Origin of the sequence: Pseudoalteromonas sp. MTN2-4, from assembly GCF_042848605.1 — a bacterium.
Classification (GTDB): Bacteria; Pseudomonadota; Gammaproteobacteria; order Enterobacterales; family Alteromonadaceae; genus Pseudoalteromonas.
On record NZ_BTGK01000001.1, the window covers coordinates 43793 to 62743 of the forward strand.

Below are 18951 nucleotides of genomic sequence, written 5' to 3' on the forward strand. Positions count from 1 at the left end.
GTGGAAATGAATAACGCAGCATACTTTGGCGATTTCGGTGGCATGTTTGTACCCGAACTACTCGTCCCTGCACTAAAGCAGCTTGAAGGTGAATTTAATAAATCCCAAAAAGATCCTGAATTTCAGGCTGAATTTACAAAATTATTAAACGAGTACGCGGGCCGTCCAACGCCACTAACGCTTACACGTAATTTAGTTACAAACCCAAAAGTAAAACTGTATTTAAAGCGTGAAGATTTACTCCACGGTGGGGCACATAAAACCAACCAAGTACTTGGCCAAGCATTGCTTACTAAGCGCATGGGTAAAAAAGAAGTAATCGCAGAAACAGGTGCAGGTCAACATGGTGTGGCAACAGCCCTTGCCTGTGCCCTACTTGGCTTGAAATGCCGTGTTTACATGGGTGCAAAAGACGTTGAGCGTCAACAGCCAAATGTATTCAGAATGCGTTTAATGGGTGCCGAAGTGATCCCAGTAACTGCTGGCTCTGGCACGTTAAAAGATGCTGTAAACGAAGCCATGCGTGACTGGTCTGCAAACTATAAAACAGCCCACTACCTTTTAGGTACGGCTGCTGGTCCACACCCATTCCCGACCATCGTACGTGAATTCCAAAAAATGATCGGTGAAGAAGCAAAACAACAAGTGTTAGACACTGAAGGCCGCTTACCTGACGCTGTGATTGCCTGTGTTGGTGGTGGTTCAAACGCCATTGGTATGTTCAGTGACTTTATCGGTGATGAAAGTGTGAAACTCATTGGAGTTGAACCTGCTGGCAAAGGTCTTGATACAGAAGAGCACGGCGCTGCTTTGTGTAAAGGTACTAAGGGTATTTTACACGGTGCTTACACGTATATTATGCAAAACAATGATGGCCAAATTGAAGAATCTTACTCTGTATCTGCAGGCCTTGATTACCCTGCTGTTGGCCCTCAGCATGCATTTTTGCATGAAACAGGTCGCGCTCAGTATGTGGGTATTTCTGATAAAGAAGCACTTGATGCATTCCAAGCACTTGCTAAGCATGAAGGTATTATTCCTGCGCTTGAATCAAGTCACGCCCTTGCATACGCATTAAAATATGCCGAAGAGCAAACTGAAGAGACTATTTTAGTGGTGAACTTAAGTGGCCGCGGTGATAAAGACTTAGCACACGTTCACCAAGTATTAGCAGAACAAGGAGCGCTATAATGAGCCGTTATGCACAATCTTTTGCAGCCCTTGCAGAGACAAATCAAGGTGCGTTTGTTCCCTTCGTGACAATTGGCGATCCAAACAAAGAACTGAGTTTTGAGATCATTAAAAGCTTGATTGACGGCGGTGCTGACGCGTTAGAGCTAGGTATTCCATTTTCAGATCCGATTGCGGATGGCCCAGTGATTCAAGCTGCGAACATTCGCGCCCTAGAGCAAAATATTAATACCCAAGACTGCTTTGATATCATTAAGCAAGTTCGTGAATACAATCAAGATATTCCGATTGGCCTATTACTGTATTCAAACCTTATTTTTGCACGTGGTATCGATGCTTTTTATCGTGAAGCTAAAGACGTGGGTGTAGATTCAATTTTAGTAGCTGATGTGCCGCTTCATGAGTCTAAAATGTTTAGAAACGCTGCGAAAGCTGCAGACATTGAACCTATCTTCATTGCAACACCAAACGCAGATGATGATACTGTTCGTACTTGTGCAAGCTACTGCCGCGGTTATACCTACCTGCTTTCACGCGCTGGGGTAACTGGCACAGAAACAAAAGCGCAAATGCCAGCTGACTCTATGATTTCTAAATTAAAAGAATATCATGCAGCGCCTGCACTGTTAGGCTTTGGTATTTCAACGCCTGACGATGTAAAAGCGGCACTAAAATCTGGTGCTGCAGGTGCAATCTCAGGCTCTGCTGTAGTTAAAATTATCGAGCAAAACCTGAACGAGCCAAGCGCTATGCTAGACTCGTTACAAAGCTTTGTTGCGACGATGAAAGCTGCAACCCAAAAATAGTTTCTCCCTCCTACTTGAAGCTGCAGCGGTGTTGGCCACGCTCGTTAACCCAGCTCCCATAGAAAATCTATGTTCATTGGGATTAACTCACTTGCCTTCTAGCTGCAATTCTAAGTAGTTTGACGAAGCTTTGATGCTTAGTTTGCTAAGGTGTCTTTAAGCGCCTTAGCAACTTTAAATTGTACCTTGTTTGCCCCTTCAATCATGATCTCTTCACCCGTTTGCGGATTTCTGCCCATTTTTGCTGGATGATAACTCAATGCAAACGTACCAAAACCAGAGATAGGCACCTGATCGCCCTCAGATAAGCGTTTCTTTATGACCGCCAAAATACTATTCAAAGCTGCCTGAGAATCCTTTTTCGTTAACTCGCTATGTGCCGCCATGGCCGATACTAATTCTGACTTGTTCATATATATACTGGTTTATTACTGCTAGAGGGTGGCAGAGCCTAAAAATATTTTTTGTGAATGTCAACTTGCAGTCTTACCAGAATATTGTTAATACTTTGTTGTAGGACGTAATTTAAGAGAGGTATCTATGACTGCATTATTTGAATACTTACCCCTTATCCTATTTTTCTTAGTCTACAAAGTGGTCGATATATTCTGGGCAACTGCGGTATTGGTCGGTATATCATTACTGCAAATTGCGTATCAGTACTTCACTCAGGATAAAATATCTACCAAAACTTGGGTCTTCTGTGTGATTGCTTTATTCCTAGGCGGTATGACAATCATATTCCAAGATGAACAGTACATTATGTGGAAAACGACGGCTATTTATGGCTTGCTCGCGGCTGCCTTGGTCATCTCTCGATTCATATTTAATAAGAACCTCGTAAAAACAGCATTACTTAGTATGCTAAAGACAGCAGCCGAGAAACAAGGTGAAAAAGAGTTTAAGGTGGAGGTACCAAAATCTGTGTATGAAAAGCTCAATACGATTTGGTTTGTATTTTTAATCAGTATTGCAATTTTAAACCTTTATGTTGCCTATAACTTCTCACTCGACTTTTGGGTTAATTTCAAAGTCTTCGGTCTCGCAATCGCCACATTTATAGCTGTATTGCTGACAATTTTTCGTATTTTTGAATACTTACCCGATGGCTTTCAAGAACAAGAAAACAAAAAATAACCCCGTAAATTTAATAAAATTGTCGCTTTTTTAGTCTAAGGGCAAACTATACTTTTTTAGTTATGTTTAAGTATGGAGTTGCCTTTGACTGCTTCGCAATATCGATGGTTTGAGCTCTGTGGCGTATTTTTCTGCTTACCGTTAGTTACTTATTTATTTAAAGATTACCTGTCCAGTTGGCTGTTCCCTGCTTTACTCATCCTTATGATTGTTTGCACCTTTCTATTGCTCACCGATCCGCACTTTAAGCGCTTTCGTTTAACTTCTTTGGGTCAATTTTCACAAGTCAAACATCGACTTTTTACTGGCTTCTTCATTGGCGCATTGTTCAGTGCCATGTTATTTGGCTTGGCTAATCAAACGCTATGGTTTGATATGCCAAAGAATGAAACCACTCAATGGCTAATCTTATTGATTGCATATCCACTGCTTTCTGTTTTGCCTCAGGAGCTTATTTTTAGAAGCTATTTCTTCCATCGTTATAAACATATTCTGCCAAGTAAAAATGTGCGTATCTTTTTAAGTGCGCTCAGTTTTGCCCTCGCCCATTGTGTATACGATAACTGGATTGCAATTGCGCTTTCATTTGCTGGCGGGTTGTTATTTTCTTACACCTATGCGCACAGTCGCTCATTGATGGTATGTGTATTAGAGCATAGCTTGTGGGGTTTATGGATGTTTACTATTGGGGTTGGCAGCTATTTAGATTCTGGGATGCGAATAACCACGGGATAAAAATTAATACCAACCCTCAATAATAATTAATCATTTTGAGGGATTAAAACTGACGATAGCTTCGTTAAAAATTTCTTATTTAGAACAACTAAATAGCAAAATTTTCGCCTTGCCTACATGGAAGTAGGTACCTCAGCGTGAGCAGGAACCGTTAGCGGCGCTATCGACAAGTTTTCCTTGTCTCAAAATAGATCACTTAATTAAGAGGGGTTGTATAAAAAAGGCCGAATAATCGGCCTTTAAGTTATCAATTTTTGATGAGATTTAGAAACCAAATAGGCTCACAGCAAAGAATTTGGTTGCTACGGTATTCACAAAAATAAGTAGCAAGATCACAGGTATGAAAGTCGACAGTGAGAAATTGACATATTTTTCCATAAAACTACCTGAGTAGCTGTCACAACCTTGAGACAGTTCTTCCGAAAGTTTGGCTTTCTTCCAGCGATAAGTAACAAATAAACAAACCATTAAACCATTCAGCGGTAGAATTGTGTCGTAGAAGACGTCGTAAACGATATCGAACATACTCTTGTCCGCGCCACCATAACTAACAAACTGAGTTAGCCAATCAACCATACCAAATGACATCGTACACAACACAGCCAGTAAACCTGTGGCGCCCGCTAAAATTAATAGTGCAACTTTACGACTTACCCCTTTTTCTTCAATTAATGCTGCTGTTGGTACTTCGACAATCGATACAAGAGAAGTAATTGCCGCAAAAAATACCAATAAGAAGAAGACAAAAGCCACGATCGACGCACCGGTATAACCAATATCAGTTTGCAATGCTAAAAGAATTTTAGGCAGATAAACAAAAATCATTGAAACCGATGAATCAGATAATTCCTCAGGATTCGTCGCTGGATTAAAACTGAAAATAGCAGGCAGAACCATAAGACCTGCAATAAATGCCACTAACGAGTCAGTGATTGCGACCATTTTTGCACCACCTACAATGTCGTCTTTTTTAGAGATATAAGACGCATAGGTCATTAAAATACCCATTCCTAGAGATAATGAGAAAAAGGCTTGAGACAAAGCCCCATTTAGAACACTGGCATCCATCTTAGAAAAGTCTGGAACAATGTAATACTCAACACCAGCCATGGCGTTATCTAGCGTGAGTACATATGCGACTAGACCAATTAGTAGTACAAATAGTGCGGGCATTAGAAACTTAGCTGCTTTTTCAATGCCTTCTTTAACTCCGCCTACTAAAATAAGGTTAACTATGATCGCCACAACAATCATGTAACCAAAAACCGTATTTTGATTAATGAACTGACCAAAATGATCTGGATTAGCCAGCATATCCAAGTTACCTAATGCAGTTTGCGCTAGATAACCAAATATCCAAACTGTAATTACCATATAAAATACAGCAATCATAAAAGGGGTTAGTACCGCAAGGCCGCCGGCAAAAGACCACTTTTTGTCATTACCAGATAAAGATTTATATGCACCGTATGGGTCTTTCTCCGCTTTTCGACCCATTGCCATTTCAGCCATCATTACAGGCAAGCAGATAAAAGCCACAAATAATGCATAAACTAAAAGAAAGGCTCCACCACCATTTTTTGTTGCAGAGACGGGAAAACCAACTAAGTTACCTATTCCTACTGCAGAGCCTGCAGCAGCTAAAATAAAGCCTAGTTTTGAACTAAAATGCTCTCTGTTCGCACTCATTAAAACGTCATCCTGTTGTTATTGTTTTTTTCTTCCGCCCGACTCTACCGTCATAGGATACTGTTATCAAGTTTTTAACGTGAAACACTGCGTCTCATAGTATTGCCATTTACAAAGGGCGTATAGAAAGCTTACCATTGCATACAATTTCATACAGACTTGAATAAAGTGAATTTTATGTTGTATATGATCTACTCTACTGATATTGAGAACTCTTTAGAAAAACGTTTAGCAACTCGCCCTGCTCATTTAGAAAGGCTCATGGCTTTAAAAGAACAAAACCGTTTATTCGCAGCAGGTCCTCTTCCTGCCATTGATAGTGAAGACCCAGGTTCAGCTGGCTTTACCGGCTCTCTTGTCATTGCTGAGTTTGAGTCTCTTGAAGCTGCTCAGCAATGGGCTAATGAAGATCCATATATTGCTGCTGGCGTTTATGCTCACAGCGTTGTTAAACCATATAAAAAAGTTTTGCCTTAACAAGTTCAGCTTTGGTTAATTCGTTAACTTATATTCTGAATACAATTGTTAAGCAGCCCTGTAACTGGAGCTCAAAATGCGTCTAACACTATTTGGTTTTGTTGTTGGCTTAAGCTTGTCACTGACGTCAGCGGCAGTCATTGCCGATAACAAAACCAATATCGACAAAAAACAAGCTATTACGCTGGCCCTAGCAGAGTATGCAGGAAAAACGTTAAAAGTATCAGAAGAAAACACCTATTTTGTCGTGAGGATATTGCAAAAGGACGGACGCATTGTTGACCTCAAAGTAGACAAAAAAACAGGCAAAGTGAAGAAGGATTAGTATGCGAATTTTAGTGATCGAAGATGATATTCAACTGGCTGAGAATTTGCGCTCAGCACTAGAAAAAGAAAAATACAGTATCGATTTATGCCATGATGGTGAGTCTGGTTTATTTCACTTACAAGAATACCCGCTTGATTTAGCGGTAGTTGATCTAGGTCTACCTAAATTAGACGGTATCGAACTAATTAAGCGTGCCAGAAAAGCGGGGGTGACGATCCCTATTTTGATTCTAACTGCCCGCGAACGTTGGCAGGATAAAGTAGAAGGCCTAGATGCTGGTGCTGATGACTACTTAACAAAGCCATTCCATGTTGAGGAGCTTGTTGCTCGCTGTAATGCGCTTATTCGCCGGAGTGCAGGACAAGCGAATCCTGAAATTAATATTGGCCCTGTTAAAATTCACACCCGCTCACAACAGGTTTGGGTCAATGAAAAAGAATTAACGCTCACCGCCTACGAATACAAAGTGCTTGAATACTTAATGATAAACCCGCAAAAGGTGATTTCTAAATCTGAACTTACTGAGCATATTTATGATCAGGACTTCGATTTAGATTCAAATGTAATTGAAGTGTTTGTGCTTAGGCTACGTAAAAAACTCGATCCTGAAGGCGTACTTAACCCAGTCGAGACTTTAAGAGGCAGAGGCTATAGGTTTAAGAGTCAGTGGTAAATTCTACACAGGTCCCATTAAAAATAAGACAAGGCTTCGTCCTTGTCTTTGTGCTTATAATCGCCCTTCCGGTATTGTTTTACTCTGTAAGCAGCGCCTATTATGCGTCACTTGTCGATGCCACCGAAAAAAACTTAGAAGCGCACTTATATTCACTCATTTCAGAAGTCGAGTTTATTGATGAATCGGTAAAAATGCCCAATACCATATTGGCACCCGAATTAAATCGCATTGACTCAGATACTTTCGCGCTTATCTACCAAAACAATGATTTAGTTTGGTATTCTGAGTCTGCTGTCTCACTTGAATTTAACCCTGATTCAATAGACTCTGAGACTGGCGCATCTGAATTCAAACAAGTGCACTACCAAGGAAATGCATACTGGCAACTCAGCCTCACTGTAATTCTGGGTAATGCCGAACAATCTCAACAGGCTGTGTTTATCCTGCTGCGAGATGATAATGCTTTAGAAGATATATTGTCCGAGTTTACAGACACATTAATGAGTTGGATGTTAATTCTTGGTGCCATCATGACACTGTTAATGAGTTTAGGTTTTATCTGGAATATGCGTCCTCTGCAACGTTTAGACAAAGAGATTAAAGCGATTGAGTCTGGTAAAAAAGAACGTTTGTCACATACTTACCCTGTTGAGCTCCAAGCTATTACAGAAGATCTAAATTTACTTCTTGAGTCTCAACGCCGACAAAAAGAACGATATAGAGCGTCATTAAGCGACTTAGCACATGCGCTGAAAACGCCTTTAGCTATCTTAAAATCTAGCCCTATGGCTGATGATAATGATGCGCAAGAGCAGCTCGATAGGATCAACAGCATGATCGAACATCAGTTAAAGCGTGCTGCGACTGGTGGTACGGATACTTGGAAGAAAACCACCTCTGTTGCACCTGTACTTGAATCGATTTTAAATGCGATGAAAAAGGTATATCATGAGAAAGCAATTGATTTTCAATCGAATTGTACTGATAAAACTAAGTTTTTAGGCGATAAAACAGATTTAATGGAGATACTGGGCAACCTTATCGACAATGCCTGTAAAGCCTGTGTAAGCACTGTCCATGTTAACGTCACAAGTGATGAAAAGACCCTGAAAATTGAAATTTGTGATGATGGACCAGGCATTGAAGTCAGAGCTCGTAAAAAACTGTTACAACGCGGCACCCGCTTAGACACTTATGAATCGGGTCATGGCGTTGGACTCGCAATTGTGGCAGATTTGGTGAATGATTATCAAGGAAACATAGAGATAGGCTCTGCTTCATTAGGCGGTGCGTTGTTTATTGTTGAGTTTAAATATGACTAAATTTTTTAGATTACTTTTTTGTGCAAAATTACCACTAATATCACTTTCAACACACGCCTATGAGCTTAGAGAGTGTATGCCAATACAAAGTAACTCTCCTGCTGAGGCTAGACAGTTTATAAAGTGCCTTGATAGCAATATTGAGACACTAGACAGGGAAAGAACTATCTGGATTAAAAAGCTGGTGATGGATATGGAAGAACTTGAGCAAGACACCGGTAATACTCAGCTGTTACCAATTATAAGACGTAGTTTAAAACATCAAGACAACTACATTGAAGACAGCTGTAGATGGCGCTACCTTCATAAAATGCCTAACTCAACCAAAGCTGCTATTGCATATAAAGAATGCAAGATACGTTTATATACACACCATATTGAAGACTTGAAACTAAGTTATTAATCTGCAATAAAAACGGCGCTCTTTCAGCGCCTTTTTTATTAATTAGCCTAGCTTTGATTCTGTTTCTTCACCACTACCGAGCATAGTCGCTAGCCACAGACCTTCTTCGCTATTTTCTAAGGCAATTTTCACCACCATGGTTAATGGTACTGATAACAACATCCCCACAGTGCCAAACAGCCAGCCCCAGAAGATTAAAGAAAGGAACACAACTAAAGTAGATAAGCCAAGTCCTTTACCCATATATCTAGGCTCTATAACGTTCCCCATAACCGTGTTTATCGCCACATAACCAAGTGCAACAAAGCCACTGACAAGAGGACCTTGAGTAATAAGTGCAATTAAAACCGCAGGCACTGCTGCAATAATAGAGCCGATATTTGGAATATAATTTAATAAGAACGCGACAACGCCCCATAAAACAAAGTAGTCAACATCTAATATCCAAAGTAACAACGCAGCGCAAAAACCTGTAGCTAAAGACACCAAAGTTTTAATGGCCAAATAAGAGTTAATAGATTCTAGAAATTTATCGATTTGTTTTTGTCGCATTTCAGGGTCATCTAGCGCCAAATGTACTTTTTTATTGATCATCGGCGCTTCGAATAACATAAACACCACAGTTAAGATGATTAAGAAAATATTGGCCATGGCCGCACCAAAGCCAGTCAGCATATTGGTTGCCATATCAATCATTTTACCCGGATCAAACAAAGCAATGAGCTGTTGTTTGTCGATTAAAATATTGTATTGTGCGGCAGTATCAACCAGCCAAACAAAACGGGCCTGTAAATCTTCTCTATATTGTGGCAATTGTTGCGAGAAATCATTCAGAGATTGACCAACTAGGCCAGCTAAACTAGAGCCAACAGCCACTATCATCAATATGATGAGTAAAATAGCAATGCCTTTAGGTACTTTATAGCGGGCAAAGAATCTTAGTAATGGATTGCAGATGATGGCAATAAATGCAGCCAGTATAAAAGGCACAATGATATCCGTGGCCAGTTTAAGGCCTGCCAGCACGATAAACAGTGATGCGATAATCACCAAGCTTTTACTTAAACCTTGAAGAGACGACACATAAATTCCTTCGAAAACAAGTTTACATTTATTCTACTTCAACAATACTTAATTGATCCATCAATGATTTTTAACGTATCAAAACTAAATGTAAGCGCTAAGGTTGTAGGATGAAAATACTGATAACAGGTGCAACGGGTTTAATTGGCTCAGCACTTTGTAAAATACTCGCTGACAAGCACGAACTGATAGCTTTAACGAGAAACATAAATAAAGCAAAAAGCACATTAGCAAACTCAATCAAATTTATTGGTGATCTTGAAGATTTAAATTTTGATGATTTAGATGCAGTGATTAATCTTGCTGGAGAGCCCATCGCAGACAAACGTTGGAGCGCTCAACAAAAGCAAAGAATTTTTCAAAGCCGTATAGGTATTACCGAGCAGATCGTCACTAAAATAAACGCCAGTGATGAACCTCCTGAAGTGTTTATTTCTGGAAGTGCTATTGGATTTTATGGTCGTCAACCTGCAGAGAATATTGTCACTGAGTCATGCTCTTCAACCTACCCTGAATTTAGTCATCAGCTCTGTAAACAATGGGAAGAACTCGCACTACAGGCACAGTCACCTGAAGTGAGAGTTTGCCTGCTACGAACCGGTATTGTACTCAGCAAACAAGGTGGTGCTCTGGACAAAATGCTCCCCGCTTTTAAGCTAGGATTGGGTGGCAAAATGGCATCAGGCAATCAAATGATGTCCTGGATCCATATCGATGACATGATCAACGCCATCGTATTCTTACTTGATGCGCCAAATGCCCATGGTGCGTTTAACCTGACAGCCCCTGAGCCTGTAAGTAATACAAATTTTACTCATATCCTTGCAAAGGCCTTAAAACGCCCTGCTTTGTTTCCTATGCCAGAATTTGTTTTGAAACTGCTCTTTGGTGAAATGTCTGACTTATTAATATTTGGGCAAAATGTCATCCCTGTAAAGCTCGAACAGCAAGGGTTTAAATTCAAGTATAATACACTCGATACTGCTCTGAATGAGATTTTAAATTGATCTCAATCTGTGCCATAGACATGATTTTGGAAAGTATATAAAAATAAAAAACCACACAATTGCGTGGTTTTTTATTATAAGAATTACTTGGTTCTAAAGAAGTTTAAGCAATCTTTCTGACTGTAATTCAGCAGCAGGCGTATTTGATAAGTATGCAGATAAATAATGTTCAAAACCTACATTTTGACCTTGCAATTTATCATCTAACATAGCAACTTGTTCTGCCATACGCTCTGGACTTGAGCTCTCATCGTTCATTTTGTCAGATAAGATTTCAAGGCGTAAAATCAGCTGCTCGCTAGACAAATTCACATCGATTTTGCTAATAAACTCAGCTGGGATCGAGCCACCATTTTCAAGCGCCACCTTTAATGCATCAAATCGAGCGGTATTGGCACGCTGCTCAAGCTCAACTAACTGCTGCTGTAATTCAGAAATGAACTTTTGAGCTTGCTTTTTGATTGCTGGCAGAAAGTTAATTTCGGATAATTGAGAAATCAACTTTTTGATTTCAGCTTCGCTAATGTTTTCAGGCAACTGAGCTTTAATTTCATCAAATTGTTGCTGCTGCTCTGAGTTTAATGCATCTTTTTCTGCTTTTTGAGATTCAAATTCCGCGCTGCGTTTCGCAAATACGGCATCGTTATGCTCTCTGAAAGCTTGCCATAACTGGTTTTCTTTCTTGTTACCAGCAAAACCGATTGTTTGCCACTGCTTTTGTAACGATTTCAATACGTCGCACGCTTGTGCCAAATCCTCAGCAGCAATATGCTCAGCCGCTGTATCAACTAGACCTTGCTTTAATTGAGCATTGTGTTCATGTTGTGCACGGATCGCATCACCAATGAGTTTAGCTTGCGTTTTGAATGAGTTATTCAGTGATTTGTATACGTGACTATCAACGCTGCCTGCTGCACGCCATTGTTTATTTAGCTTATTAAACTGGCTTTCATATTCACGCCAGTTAAACCCTTCTACTGATGTGTCTGTTGCGGCAAGTTCTGACATTTGGTTAATCAAAGTTTCACGCGCTTGTTTTGCTTTTTCACGTTGTTGCTCTTGCTCAGCAAAGAAAGCACGACAAGGTGCAAATAACAATTCTAGCTTTTCATCAAACTGTTTCGCTTGCAACTTCTCTTCGTCAGTATCAACTCGGCCTAATTCATGCCATTGTGCACGCAACTTTTTTACAAATTCAGCACGTTGCTTAGGCGCTAAATCACAGCTTTCAATATGCTCATCTAACACAGCTAAAAGCGCTACACGCTTTGGCGCTGACGCATAGTTTTGCCAATCACGAATATCATCTAACAGCGCAGAAATTTGCTCTCGAAGCGGTTCAAGTTGCGCTTGGTTTGCTGTAGTTAAACGCTCGTAGTGTTCGTTGAACCCTTTGAACACACCAAATGCGACTTTACTTCTGCCTTGCTCAACAAGTCGTTGGACATCTTTGGCTTTGCGTCTAGCTTGTTTAAGCTCATTTTGTTGCGCATCAAGTTGTTCAGCCATGGCTGATTTAAATTGCTTGCTTAACGCACTAAGCTTTGCTTTTGCAGGTTTTTTTAATGTGTTAGGTAACTGTTCAATAATGCTTTTCGCATTGTTGTAAGCCGATTTTTGCGAATTTAGAGTGTCATCAAGCTCACTCAACTCTGTTGATGGCGTGATATTAGCAAGGGCGTCAAGTGCAGTTTGGGCGGCTTGGTTTGCAACAACCAGTTCAGGTAATTGCTTTAATTGACTTTCAAAGTCTGCAAGTAAGCCTAAATGCTTAACAAGCTCAGCACTGTACGCACTAGATGTTATTTCATTACGTACCTGACTAAGTTGAGTCTCTAACTCCGTCTGTTTTGAAACATCTAGTTGTTCTAGTGCATTAACTAACGCTTGTTCAGCTAGATTCAAGTGTGACTCAATTTCTGTCAGGAACGCCTCTTTTTCTCGCTTAGCTTGCTCAGCTTTTTCTGCTGCTTCAAACTCAGTTTGTAAAGCAGTCAAATGTGAAGAAATACGCGTTTCTATTGCACTGTATTTTTGTTGATTTTCTTTAACCGCTTCCTCATCTAACCAAGACAGCTCTAGACCTTCCCACTGCTCAGTTAAAATTCCGAATTGGTTGTTTACTTCTTTGTAATCGTGCTTGTCTCTAAGCGCATTAAGCTTAGCTAAAATCATTTTGACTTGTGCAAGTACTTCAGCCGGTTTTTCTTTTGCCAGTTTTTGTTGCTCAAGAGCTTGCTCAAGTGCTGATTTCGCTTGGCCCTTCGCTGATTTCAATAACTGCTTTTGTAAGCCGTATTGCTCGACCAAAGGTAAAAGCAGCAACTGTAGCTGTTCGTTGTCTTGTTTAAAGCTCTGCTCTATCAGTTTAGGCTGAGCAAGACGTTTTAATAATTTTACTCGCACTTCTAGGCTTGATTCAGAGAAAGCTAGCTTTTCTAGCACACGTTTCGATGCGTATCGATCTACATATTCTTGGCGAATAGTAGCGTCAAGTTCACTTTTACCATTTAATACTGCACTACTAATATGCTGTTCAGCCAGGTCTTTAAGGGCTTGGTCTTGTTTATAAGCTTGCCACCAAAGGCTCAAGCTATTTAATTTATTTAAAGCTTTTTGTCTGATTTCAGTGGAATTATCTTCTAATGCCATCGTCTTTAAAACATCGGCATCCTTGTCTTGCTCTAGCTTATTAAGCGCCTGAAGTCTTACTTCAGTTTTTGGGTGTTTCCATTTTGGTGTAAATAGGTGTTTAAAGATCATTTTCACTGAACCTAGCTATCTCATTTTCTTTTTTAAATTCTTTTTGTAGTTCTCTTTTCGACTTCTGAACCATTTCACCTTCTGCGTTGATGGTGAATTGCTCATTAGTCTTGGCTACTTTCGCCTGATAAAGCATAACAAGTTGTACTGTTTGCTCTTTTTGAGCTTCTGTCAGAGGAGTGCCATCAGGCCACTTACCTGTTGAGGCCCCATACTGCAAACGCTCAAATAATTCGGGTGTTAAATTATTTACTAAGCTGTCTATGTTCATGTCACTTTTTCTTTTTTAAATACACTAAAATAATTCTGTTAACTAAGTACCAAAAACAACCAACTGCGATGGCGGCTCTGGTTAACCACATTTCAATTGAATGTGGTACTGGTTGGCGTGAATAAAGGTATAAGAAACCACCGAGGAAAAGGATCAATGCAAGGAAAGAGTGATTCATAAACATCTGCTGCTTTTTAACTCTTTTACGTGCAGCAATTCGAGCTAATTGCTCTTCGCTGACTTCTCCGAGCTGAAGGTCACAGTGTGGACAAACCTTGTTTTTACTTGAAATAGACTCGTTACAACTTGGACAAGAAACTATTGCCATATTTATGACTCCTGCTGATACAAAAAAGGCGTCTCGAAGACGCCATTTTACTCGTTTTTGTACCAAAAGTCTTTTACTAAGGTACGTTCAAAAACGATTTATTTTTCGTTTGGATGCTCTTTATTGAACTTATCCCAGTATTCAGTGACTGACTCTTTCATTTCTTTACGAAGTAAGAAAATACCGAATAAGTTAGGTAAGGTCATCACAACGATTGCAACTGCTGCTAGTTTCCAAACTAAAGTCGTGTCTGCAAATGATGCCCAGAAAAAGCCTGCAACATAAAATACTCGGTAAGGCATCACTGATTTGCTACCAAGTAGATAAATCATTGCACGGTCGCCATAATAGGACCACGCAATTGCTGTCGAGAAAGCAAATAATAACAAGCCAATTGATACGATATATTTACCATTTTCACCAAAGAAACCTCGGCTAAAAGCTTTAGTTGTCAGCTCAGCAGAATGTACTAAAGATTTACCTGTGATCATAATGTCTTTGTCTACAGGCATACCATCTTTAATCTCAATAGTGCCGGTATAAACATGCTTTTCAGTTAAACCAAAGCGCACATCTTCAGCAATTGAACGAGAGTGAATAATGGTAAAGTCTTTTTCTACCGCTTTACCCTGAATTGAATGAAGTTCACCATTATAAAGCTCAACACCATGGTCTTTTTCATCATTTAGGTAATTGTATAGCGCTAGACGATCTTGTTCGTTATCTTCAGAATACTGACCTTGTAAAATGACCATTGACGAACGTTCAAATTGTGTTTCAAATTTTTCCGTCCACACACCTGAAGAAAGGATTACTAAACCGGTTAAAGTACAGATGATGATGGTATCGATGAAAGGTTCAAGAATTGACACCATACCTTCAGATACTGGCTCATCTGCTTTTGCAGATGCGTGTGCAATTGGTGCAGAACCTTGACCTGCTTCGTTAGAGAATAAACCACGGTTTACACCACGGTTGAAGGCGTAAGCGAATGATGCGCCTAAGAAACCACCCGCTGCGGCAGAACCTGAAAATGCGTCTGTGAACACAGCTGCAAATGAAGGTGCAATGTTTTCAATGTTGTAGAAGATTACCGCCAATGCACCAATGATATAAACCGCTGCCATCAGTGGCACAACACGAGAAGTGATTGCGGCAATGCGCTTAATACCACCTAAAATAACAAGTGCAAGTAAGATAGATAGCACACCACCTGTATGCCAAGGCTCAAAACCAAAGGTAGACTCCATACCCTGAGCAATATTATTAATTTGCGGCAGGCTACCTGTACCAAAAGAACTAATTACAGTGGCAACAGCAAATAATACGGCTAACCACTTCATATTCAAACGACGATCCATGTAATACATTGGACCACCAGCCATCGTACCATCATCAGTTTTAACACGATACTTGTGAGATAGGGTCACCTCTACAAATTTAGTCGTCATACCGAAGAATGCAGTCATCCACATCCAAAATAGCGCTGCTGGACCACCAATTGAGATTGCTAGTGCCACACCACCGATATTACCAGTACCTACGGTGCCTGAAAGTGCAGTCGCAAGCGCTTGGAAGTGCGTTGTATCACCCTCATGACTTTTTTTATCAAACTTGCCGGTTACCACCTTGCAAGCATGTTTGAAATATCTGATCTGTGGGAATTTAAGATAAATGGTGAAGAATAAACCCACACCAAGTAATACGTATGGGAACCAATCTGCCCCCCCCAACATGCCATCTAGAGAATCTAGAAACTGCCCAAATGCATCCATGGAACATCCTCATTATTGTTATACATAAAAGGTAGCACCGTGGCGCTACCTTTTGATTTTATTGTTGATTATTATCTTAGTTTGTCTACAACCGAAACAATTGCAGCAAGCGTATCTTGACCGAATTGATATGAACGTCTGTCAGACCAACCGTAATATGGGTCTGGTAGATTCGCGTTATCTTTAAACGGCATTTCAATTGTGTAAGCCAACGCTTTAAACGACTCACCCACAGCACAAGATGCAACCGTTAAGTTAGCTTCACCTGGCGCATCTTTTGGATAGCCAAACTCATCTTGGAACTCAGGTGTTATAGTAAGTAGTGCTGCCTTAAAATCGTTTTCTAATGACTCTAAACGCGCGTCATAACTTGGAATGCCTTCACTACCAGCAACAAAGTTATAAGGCAATGCTTCGTCACCATGAATATCTAAATACATATCAAGGCCTGCGTCATGCATCTTATTTAACACATGGAAAACCTCAGGTGATTTTTCAAGGCTCGGCTCAGCCCACTCGCGGTTCAGATTAACACCTACTGCGTTTGTACGAAGATGACCTCGTACACTGCCATCAGGGTTCATATTTGGTACAATATAGAAAACCGCTTTAGAAAGTAACGCCGCCGCATGCGGGTCTTCGTCATCTAGAAGCTTGTGAAGTAAGCCTTCTACAAACCACTCTGCCATTGTCTCACCCGGGTGCTGACGGGCAGTGATCCAAATTTTCTTTTTACCTTCTTCAGGTTCGCCAATTGTAAGCAAACTGATATCACGACCGTCTAGCGTTTCGCCAAGTGTTTCAATTTCACATGCATCATGGCTTTGCGCCCAATAGAGTAAATCTAAATGACGCTCATAACTATAAGGAGCGAAATAAGCAAAATAGGTATGACTTTGCTCAGGTTCGAAATCAATCGTAAGAGTACCGTTTTCGTATGCTGTAGGAACACGGAACCAAGTTTGGCGATCATACGATGCTACCGCTTGATAGTCATCCCACCCTTCTGGGTAGGCTGATTTTTCTAACCCACCAATTTGCATTTTATGCTGTAAAAAAGGTGTGCTTTCTAAACGAAAATGAAACCACTGAAAAAACTCAGATTCATTATCATTGTTAATAGCAAGTTGAATATCGAGTGGGTCGTTGTTCGCAAGTACCTTGATATTACCACTGTCAAAATTACTGCTGATTTTCATCCGTAACCTTCTTTTAAAAATTGACGACATAATAGTCGCAGACAAATATTAACCTTTTGTCTTTATCGTTTAGGAAGTGTAATTCACTTGTAAAAATAATTTTTAAAGAGTATCACACCAATTTAAGTTCAAAAACTAAAAAAGCCAGCAAAAGCTGGCTTTTTATTACATTTCGCTATTAGCGAGGTAAGCTTGGGTATTCAACTTCAGCCATATCGTGCATAACACGAATAACCTGACAGCTGTAACCAAACTCATTGTCGTACCATACGTATAATACAACACGATTACCATCAACAATTGTTGCTTGAGAATCAACAACACCTGCGTAACGGCTACCTACTAGGTCTGTAGAAACGATTTCAGTTGACGCTGTGTAATCAATCTGGTCACGAAGATCAGAGTGAAGTGATGTCTCACGTAAGTACTCGTTTAGCTCTTCAACCGTTGTCTCTTTTTCAAGGTTTAGGTTAAGGATCGCCATTGAAACGTTTGGTGTTGGTACACGGATAGCATTACCAGTTAGCTTACCTTCAAGTTCAGGTAGCGCCTTCGAAACTGCTTTAGCTGCACCTGTTGACGTGATAACCATATTCAGAGCTGCTGCACGACCACGACGTTCAGCTTTGTGGTAGTTATCAATCAGGTTCTGGTCATTCGTGTAAGAGTGAACTGTTTCAACGTGACCGTTCTGAATACCGTACTTATCGTTAAGTGCTTTAAGCGTTGGTGTGATCGCATTCGTTGTACAGCTCGCCGCTGAAACGATTGAATCTTCAGAAAGGATGTCTTTATTGTTAACACCATAAACTACGTTTTTGATGTCACCTTTTGCTGGAGCTGTAAGAAGCACTTTAGCAGCACCATTTGACTTAAGGTGAAGACCTAAGCCATCTCTGTCTTTCCAGATACCTGTGTTATCAACGATAAGTGCATTGTTGATACCATATTCATTGTAATCGATTTCATCTGGAGAGTTCGCATAGATAACTTGAATGTAGTTACCGTTAGCTTTAATTGCGTTACGCTCGTTATCAACAGTGATTGAACCATTGAAAGGGCCATGAATTGAATCACGACGTAAAAGACTTGCACGCTTTTCAAGGTCACCGTCACGGCCACCACGGACAACGATTGCACGTAAGCGCAGATCAGTGTGAGAGCCACCACGCTCGATAAGAAGACGTGCTAATAAACGACCGATACGGCCAAAACCGTAAAGAACAACATCGCGAGGCTCTTGATTGTCGCCTTTGTTTACAATGTCAACTAATTCAGCGTTTAGGTATTCTTCAATTGAACGACCTTCGCCTGCATTTTTATGAACATAACCATAAGCTAATTTGCCTAGGTCAATACGCGCAGGTGCTAAATCCATTTTGCTAATAGCTTCTAAGAATGGGAAGCTTTCACGCAAGCGTAATTTACTTTCTTCGAAACGTGCCACAGTCTTGTGAGCTTTGATCACGTCGATTGTGCTTGTATTTACAAGTGGACGACCGTAAACAGCGATTTCAACACCCTTGTTACGGTACAAACGACCAATGATTGGTTGCATGTTTTCTGCATAATCTTGGCGTTCTTGCCAGCTATTTTGATATTCTTGCTCGTGAGATAAGGTCATTTTTTCTGCCTAATTAAACAATTTTTTTGAACGGATAACCCCTTAGGGCAATGCTATTCTAATTTAAACAGCTTCGATTCTCCACTGTTACTGTCTAATTCATTAGGCTAAACTAGGCAGAGTTTTAATTTATGCTG

At 40.3% G+C, this 18951-nt stretch carries 19 protein-coding genes; 10 read left to right on the forward strand and 9 right to left on the reverse strand.

The annotated features are described in order from the left end of the window. The first annotated feature begins 6 nt into the window (after window positions 1-6). Window positions 7-1191, forward strand: a complete 1185-nt coding sequence (gene trpB / locus ACGHEH_RS00205) for a tryptophan synthase subunit beta (RefSeq protein ID WP_138484564.1) — start codon at window positions 7-9, stop codon at window positions 1189-1191. Next, complete coding sequence (gene trpA / locus ACGHEH_RS00210; RefSeq protein WP_390440693.1) at window positions 1191-1997, forward strand: tryptophan synthase subunit alpha; 807 nt, start codon at window positions 1191-1193, stop codon at window positions 1995-1997. The genes trpB and trpA overlap by 1 nt, the downstream gene beginning before the upstream one ends. A gap of 137 nt (window positions 1998-2134) precedes the next feature. On the opposite strand, the gene ACGHEH_RS00215 is transcribed toward trpA, so the two are convergent. Next, window positions 2135-2410, reverse strand: a complete 276-nt coding sequence (locus ACGHEH_RS00215) for an HU family DNA-binding protein (RefSeq protein WP_390440695.1) — start codon at window positions 2408-2410, stop codon at window positions 2135-2137. Window positions 2411-2537: 127 nt separating this feature from the next. On the opposite strand from ACGHEH_RS00215, the gene ACGHEH_RS00220 reads away from it, so the two are divergent. Then, complete coding sequence (locus tag ACGHEH_RS00220) at window positions 2538-3134, forward strand: inner membrane-spanning protein YciB (protein WP_390440697.1); 597 nt, start codon at window positions 2538-2540, stop codon at window positions 3132-3134. Window positions 3135-3218: 84 nt separating this feature from the next. Next, a complete protein-coding gene (locus ACGHEH_RS00225) occupies window positions 3219-3869 on the forward strand; it encodes a CPBP family intramembrane glutamic endopeptidase (RefSeq protein ID WP_390440699.1) in 651 nt (216 codons plus the stop codon). Between the two features lie 264 nt (window positions 3870-4133). On the opposite strand, the gene ACGHEH_RS00230 is transcribed toward ACGHEH_RS00225, so the two are convergent. Beyond that, window positions 4134-5558: a sodium-dependent transporter gene (locus ACGHEH_RS00230; protein WP_390440701.1), complete on the reverse strand. Its 1425-nt coding sequence runs from the start codon at window positions 5556-5558 to the stop codon at window positions 4134-4136. Window positions 5559-5735: 177 nt separating this feature from the next. On the opposite strand from ACGHEH_RS00230, the gene ACGHEH_RS00235 reads away from it, so the two are divergent. From ACGHEH_RS00235 to ACGHEH_RS00255, 5 genes are all read left to right on the forward strand, one after another. Then, on the forward strand, window positions 5736-6035 hold the full coding sequence (locus ACGHEH_RS00235; protein WP_390440703.1) for a YciI family protein: 300 nt from the start codon (window positions 5736-5738) through the stop codon (window positions 6033-6035). Window positions 6036-6111: 76 nt separating this feature from the next. Next, a complete protein-coding gene (locus tag ACGHEH_RS00240; RefSeq protein WP_390440705.1) occupies window positions 6112-6360 on the forward strand; it encodes a PepSY domain-containing protein in 249 nt (82 codons plus the stop codon). A gap of 1 nt (window position 6361) precedes the next feature. Next, window positions 6362-7036: a response regulator transcription factor gene (locus tag ACGHEH_RS00245; protein WP_390440707.1), complete on the forward strand. Its 675-nt coding sequence runs from the start codon at window positions 6362-6364 to the stop codon at window positions 7034-7036. Continuing rightward, window positions 7030-8361, forward strand: coding sequence for an ATP-binding protein (locus tag ACGHEH_RS00250; RefSeq protein WP_390440709.1), 1332 nt, complete (start codon window positions 7030-7032; stop codon window positions 8359-8361). The genes ACGHEH_RS00245 and ACGHEH_RS00250 overlap by 7 nt, the downstream gene beginning before the upstream one ends. 76 nt (window positions 8362-8437) lie before the next feature. Further along, complete coding sequence (locus ACGHEH_RS00255) at window positions 8438-8764, forward strand: hypothetical protein (protein ID WP_390440711.1); 327 nt, start codon at window positions 8438-8440, stop codon at window positions 8762-8764. Between the two features lie 42 nt (window positions 8765-8806). On the opposite strand, the gene ACGHEH_RS00260 is transcribed toward ACGHEH_RS00255, so the two are convergent. Beyond that, window positions 8807-9847, reverse strand: a complete 1041-nt coding sequence (locus tag ACGHEH_RS00260; RefSeq protein ID WP_390440713.1) for an AI-2E family transporter — start codon at window positions 9845-9847, stop codon at window positions 8807-8809. Window positions 9848-9957: 110 nt separating this feature from the next. Here ACGHEH_RS00260 and ACGHEH_RS00265 point away from each other — a divergent pair, with 110 nt between their 5' ends. Next, window positions 9958-10854, forward strand: coding sequence for a TIGR01777 family oxidoreductase (locus ACGHEH_RS00265; protein ID WP_390440715.1), 897 nt, complete (start codon window positions 9958-9960; stop codon window positions 10852-10854). A 93-nt stretch (window positions 10855-10947) separates the two neighbouring features. Here the strand turns inward: ACGHEH_RS00265 and ACGHEH_RS00270 are convergent, their stop codons facing one another. From ACGHEH_RS00270 to ACGHEH_RS00295, 6 genes are all read right to left on the reverse strand, one after another. After that, window positions 10948-13617 (reverse strand): DUF349 domain-containing protein, encoded by a 2670-nt coding sequence (locus ACGHEH_RS00270; RefSeq protein ID WP_390440717.1) that lies wholly within the window; start codon window positions 13615-13617, stop codon window positions 10948-10950. Further along, window positions 13607-13888 carry a YeaC family protein gene (locus ACGHEH_RS00275; RefSeq protein ID WP_390440719.1) on the reverse strand — a complete coding sequence of 94 codons (282 nt, stop codon included), beginning with the start codon at window positions 13886-13888 and terminating at the stop codon, window positions 13607-13609. The genes ACGHEH_RS00270 and ACGHEH_RS00275 overlap by 11 nt, the downstream gene beginning before the upstream one ends. A 1-nt stretch (window position 13889) precedes the next feature. Further along, complete coding sequence (locus ACGHEH_RS00280) at window positions 13890-14216, reverse strand: hypothetical protein (protein WP_390440721.1); 327 nt, start codon at window positions 14214-14216, stop codon at window positions 13890-13892. A 98-nt stretch (window positions 14217-14314) separates the two neighbouring features. Beyond that, the gene (locus tag ACGHEH_RS00285) at window positions 14315-15991 is read right to left on the reverse strand and encodes an alanine/glycine:cation symporter family protein (RefSeq protein WP_390440723.1); all 1677 of its coding nucleotides are present in this window, start codon (window positions 15989-15991) and stop codon (window positions 14315-14317) included. Window positions 15992-16062: 71 nt separating this feature from the next. After that, window positions 16063-17190: a M14-type cytosolic carboxypeptidase gene (locus ACGHEH_RS00290; protein ID WP_390440725.1), complete on the reverse strand. Its 1128-nt coding sequence runs from the start codon at window positions 17188-17190 to the stop codon at window positions 16063-16065. A gap of 178 nt (window positions 17191-17368) precedes the next feature. Continuing rightward, on the reverse strand, window positions 17369-18814 hold the full coding sequence (locus tag ACGHEH_RS00295; protein ID WP_390440728.1) for a glyceraldehyde-3-phosphate dehydrogenase: 1446 nt from the start codon (window positions 18812-18814) through the stop codon (window positions 17369-17371). Window positions 18815-18951 lie beyond the last annotated feature (137 nt).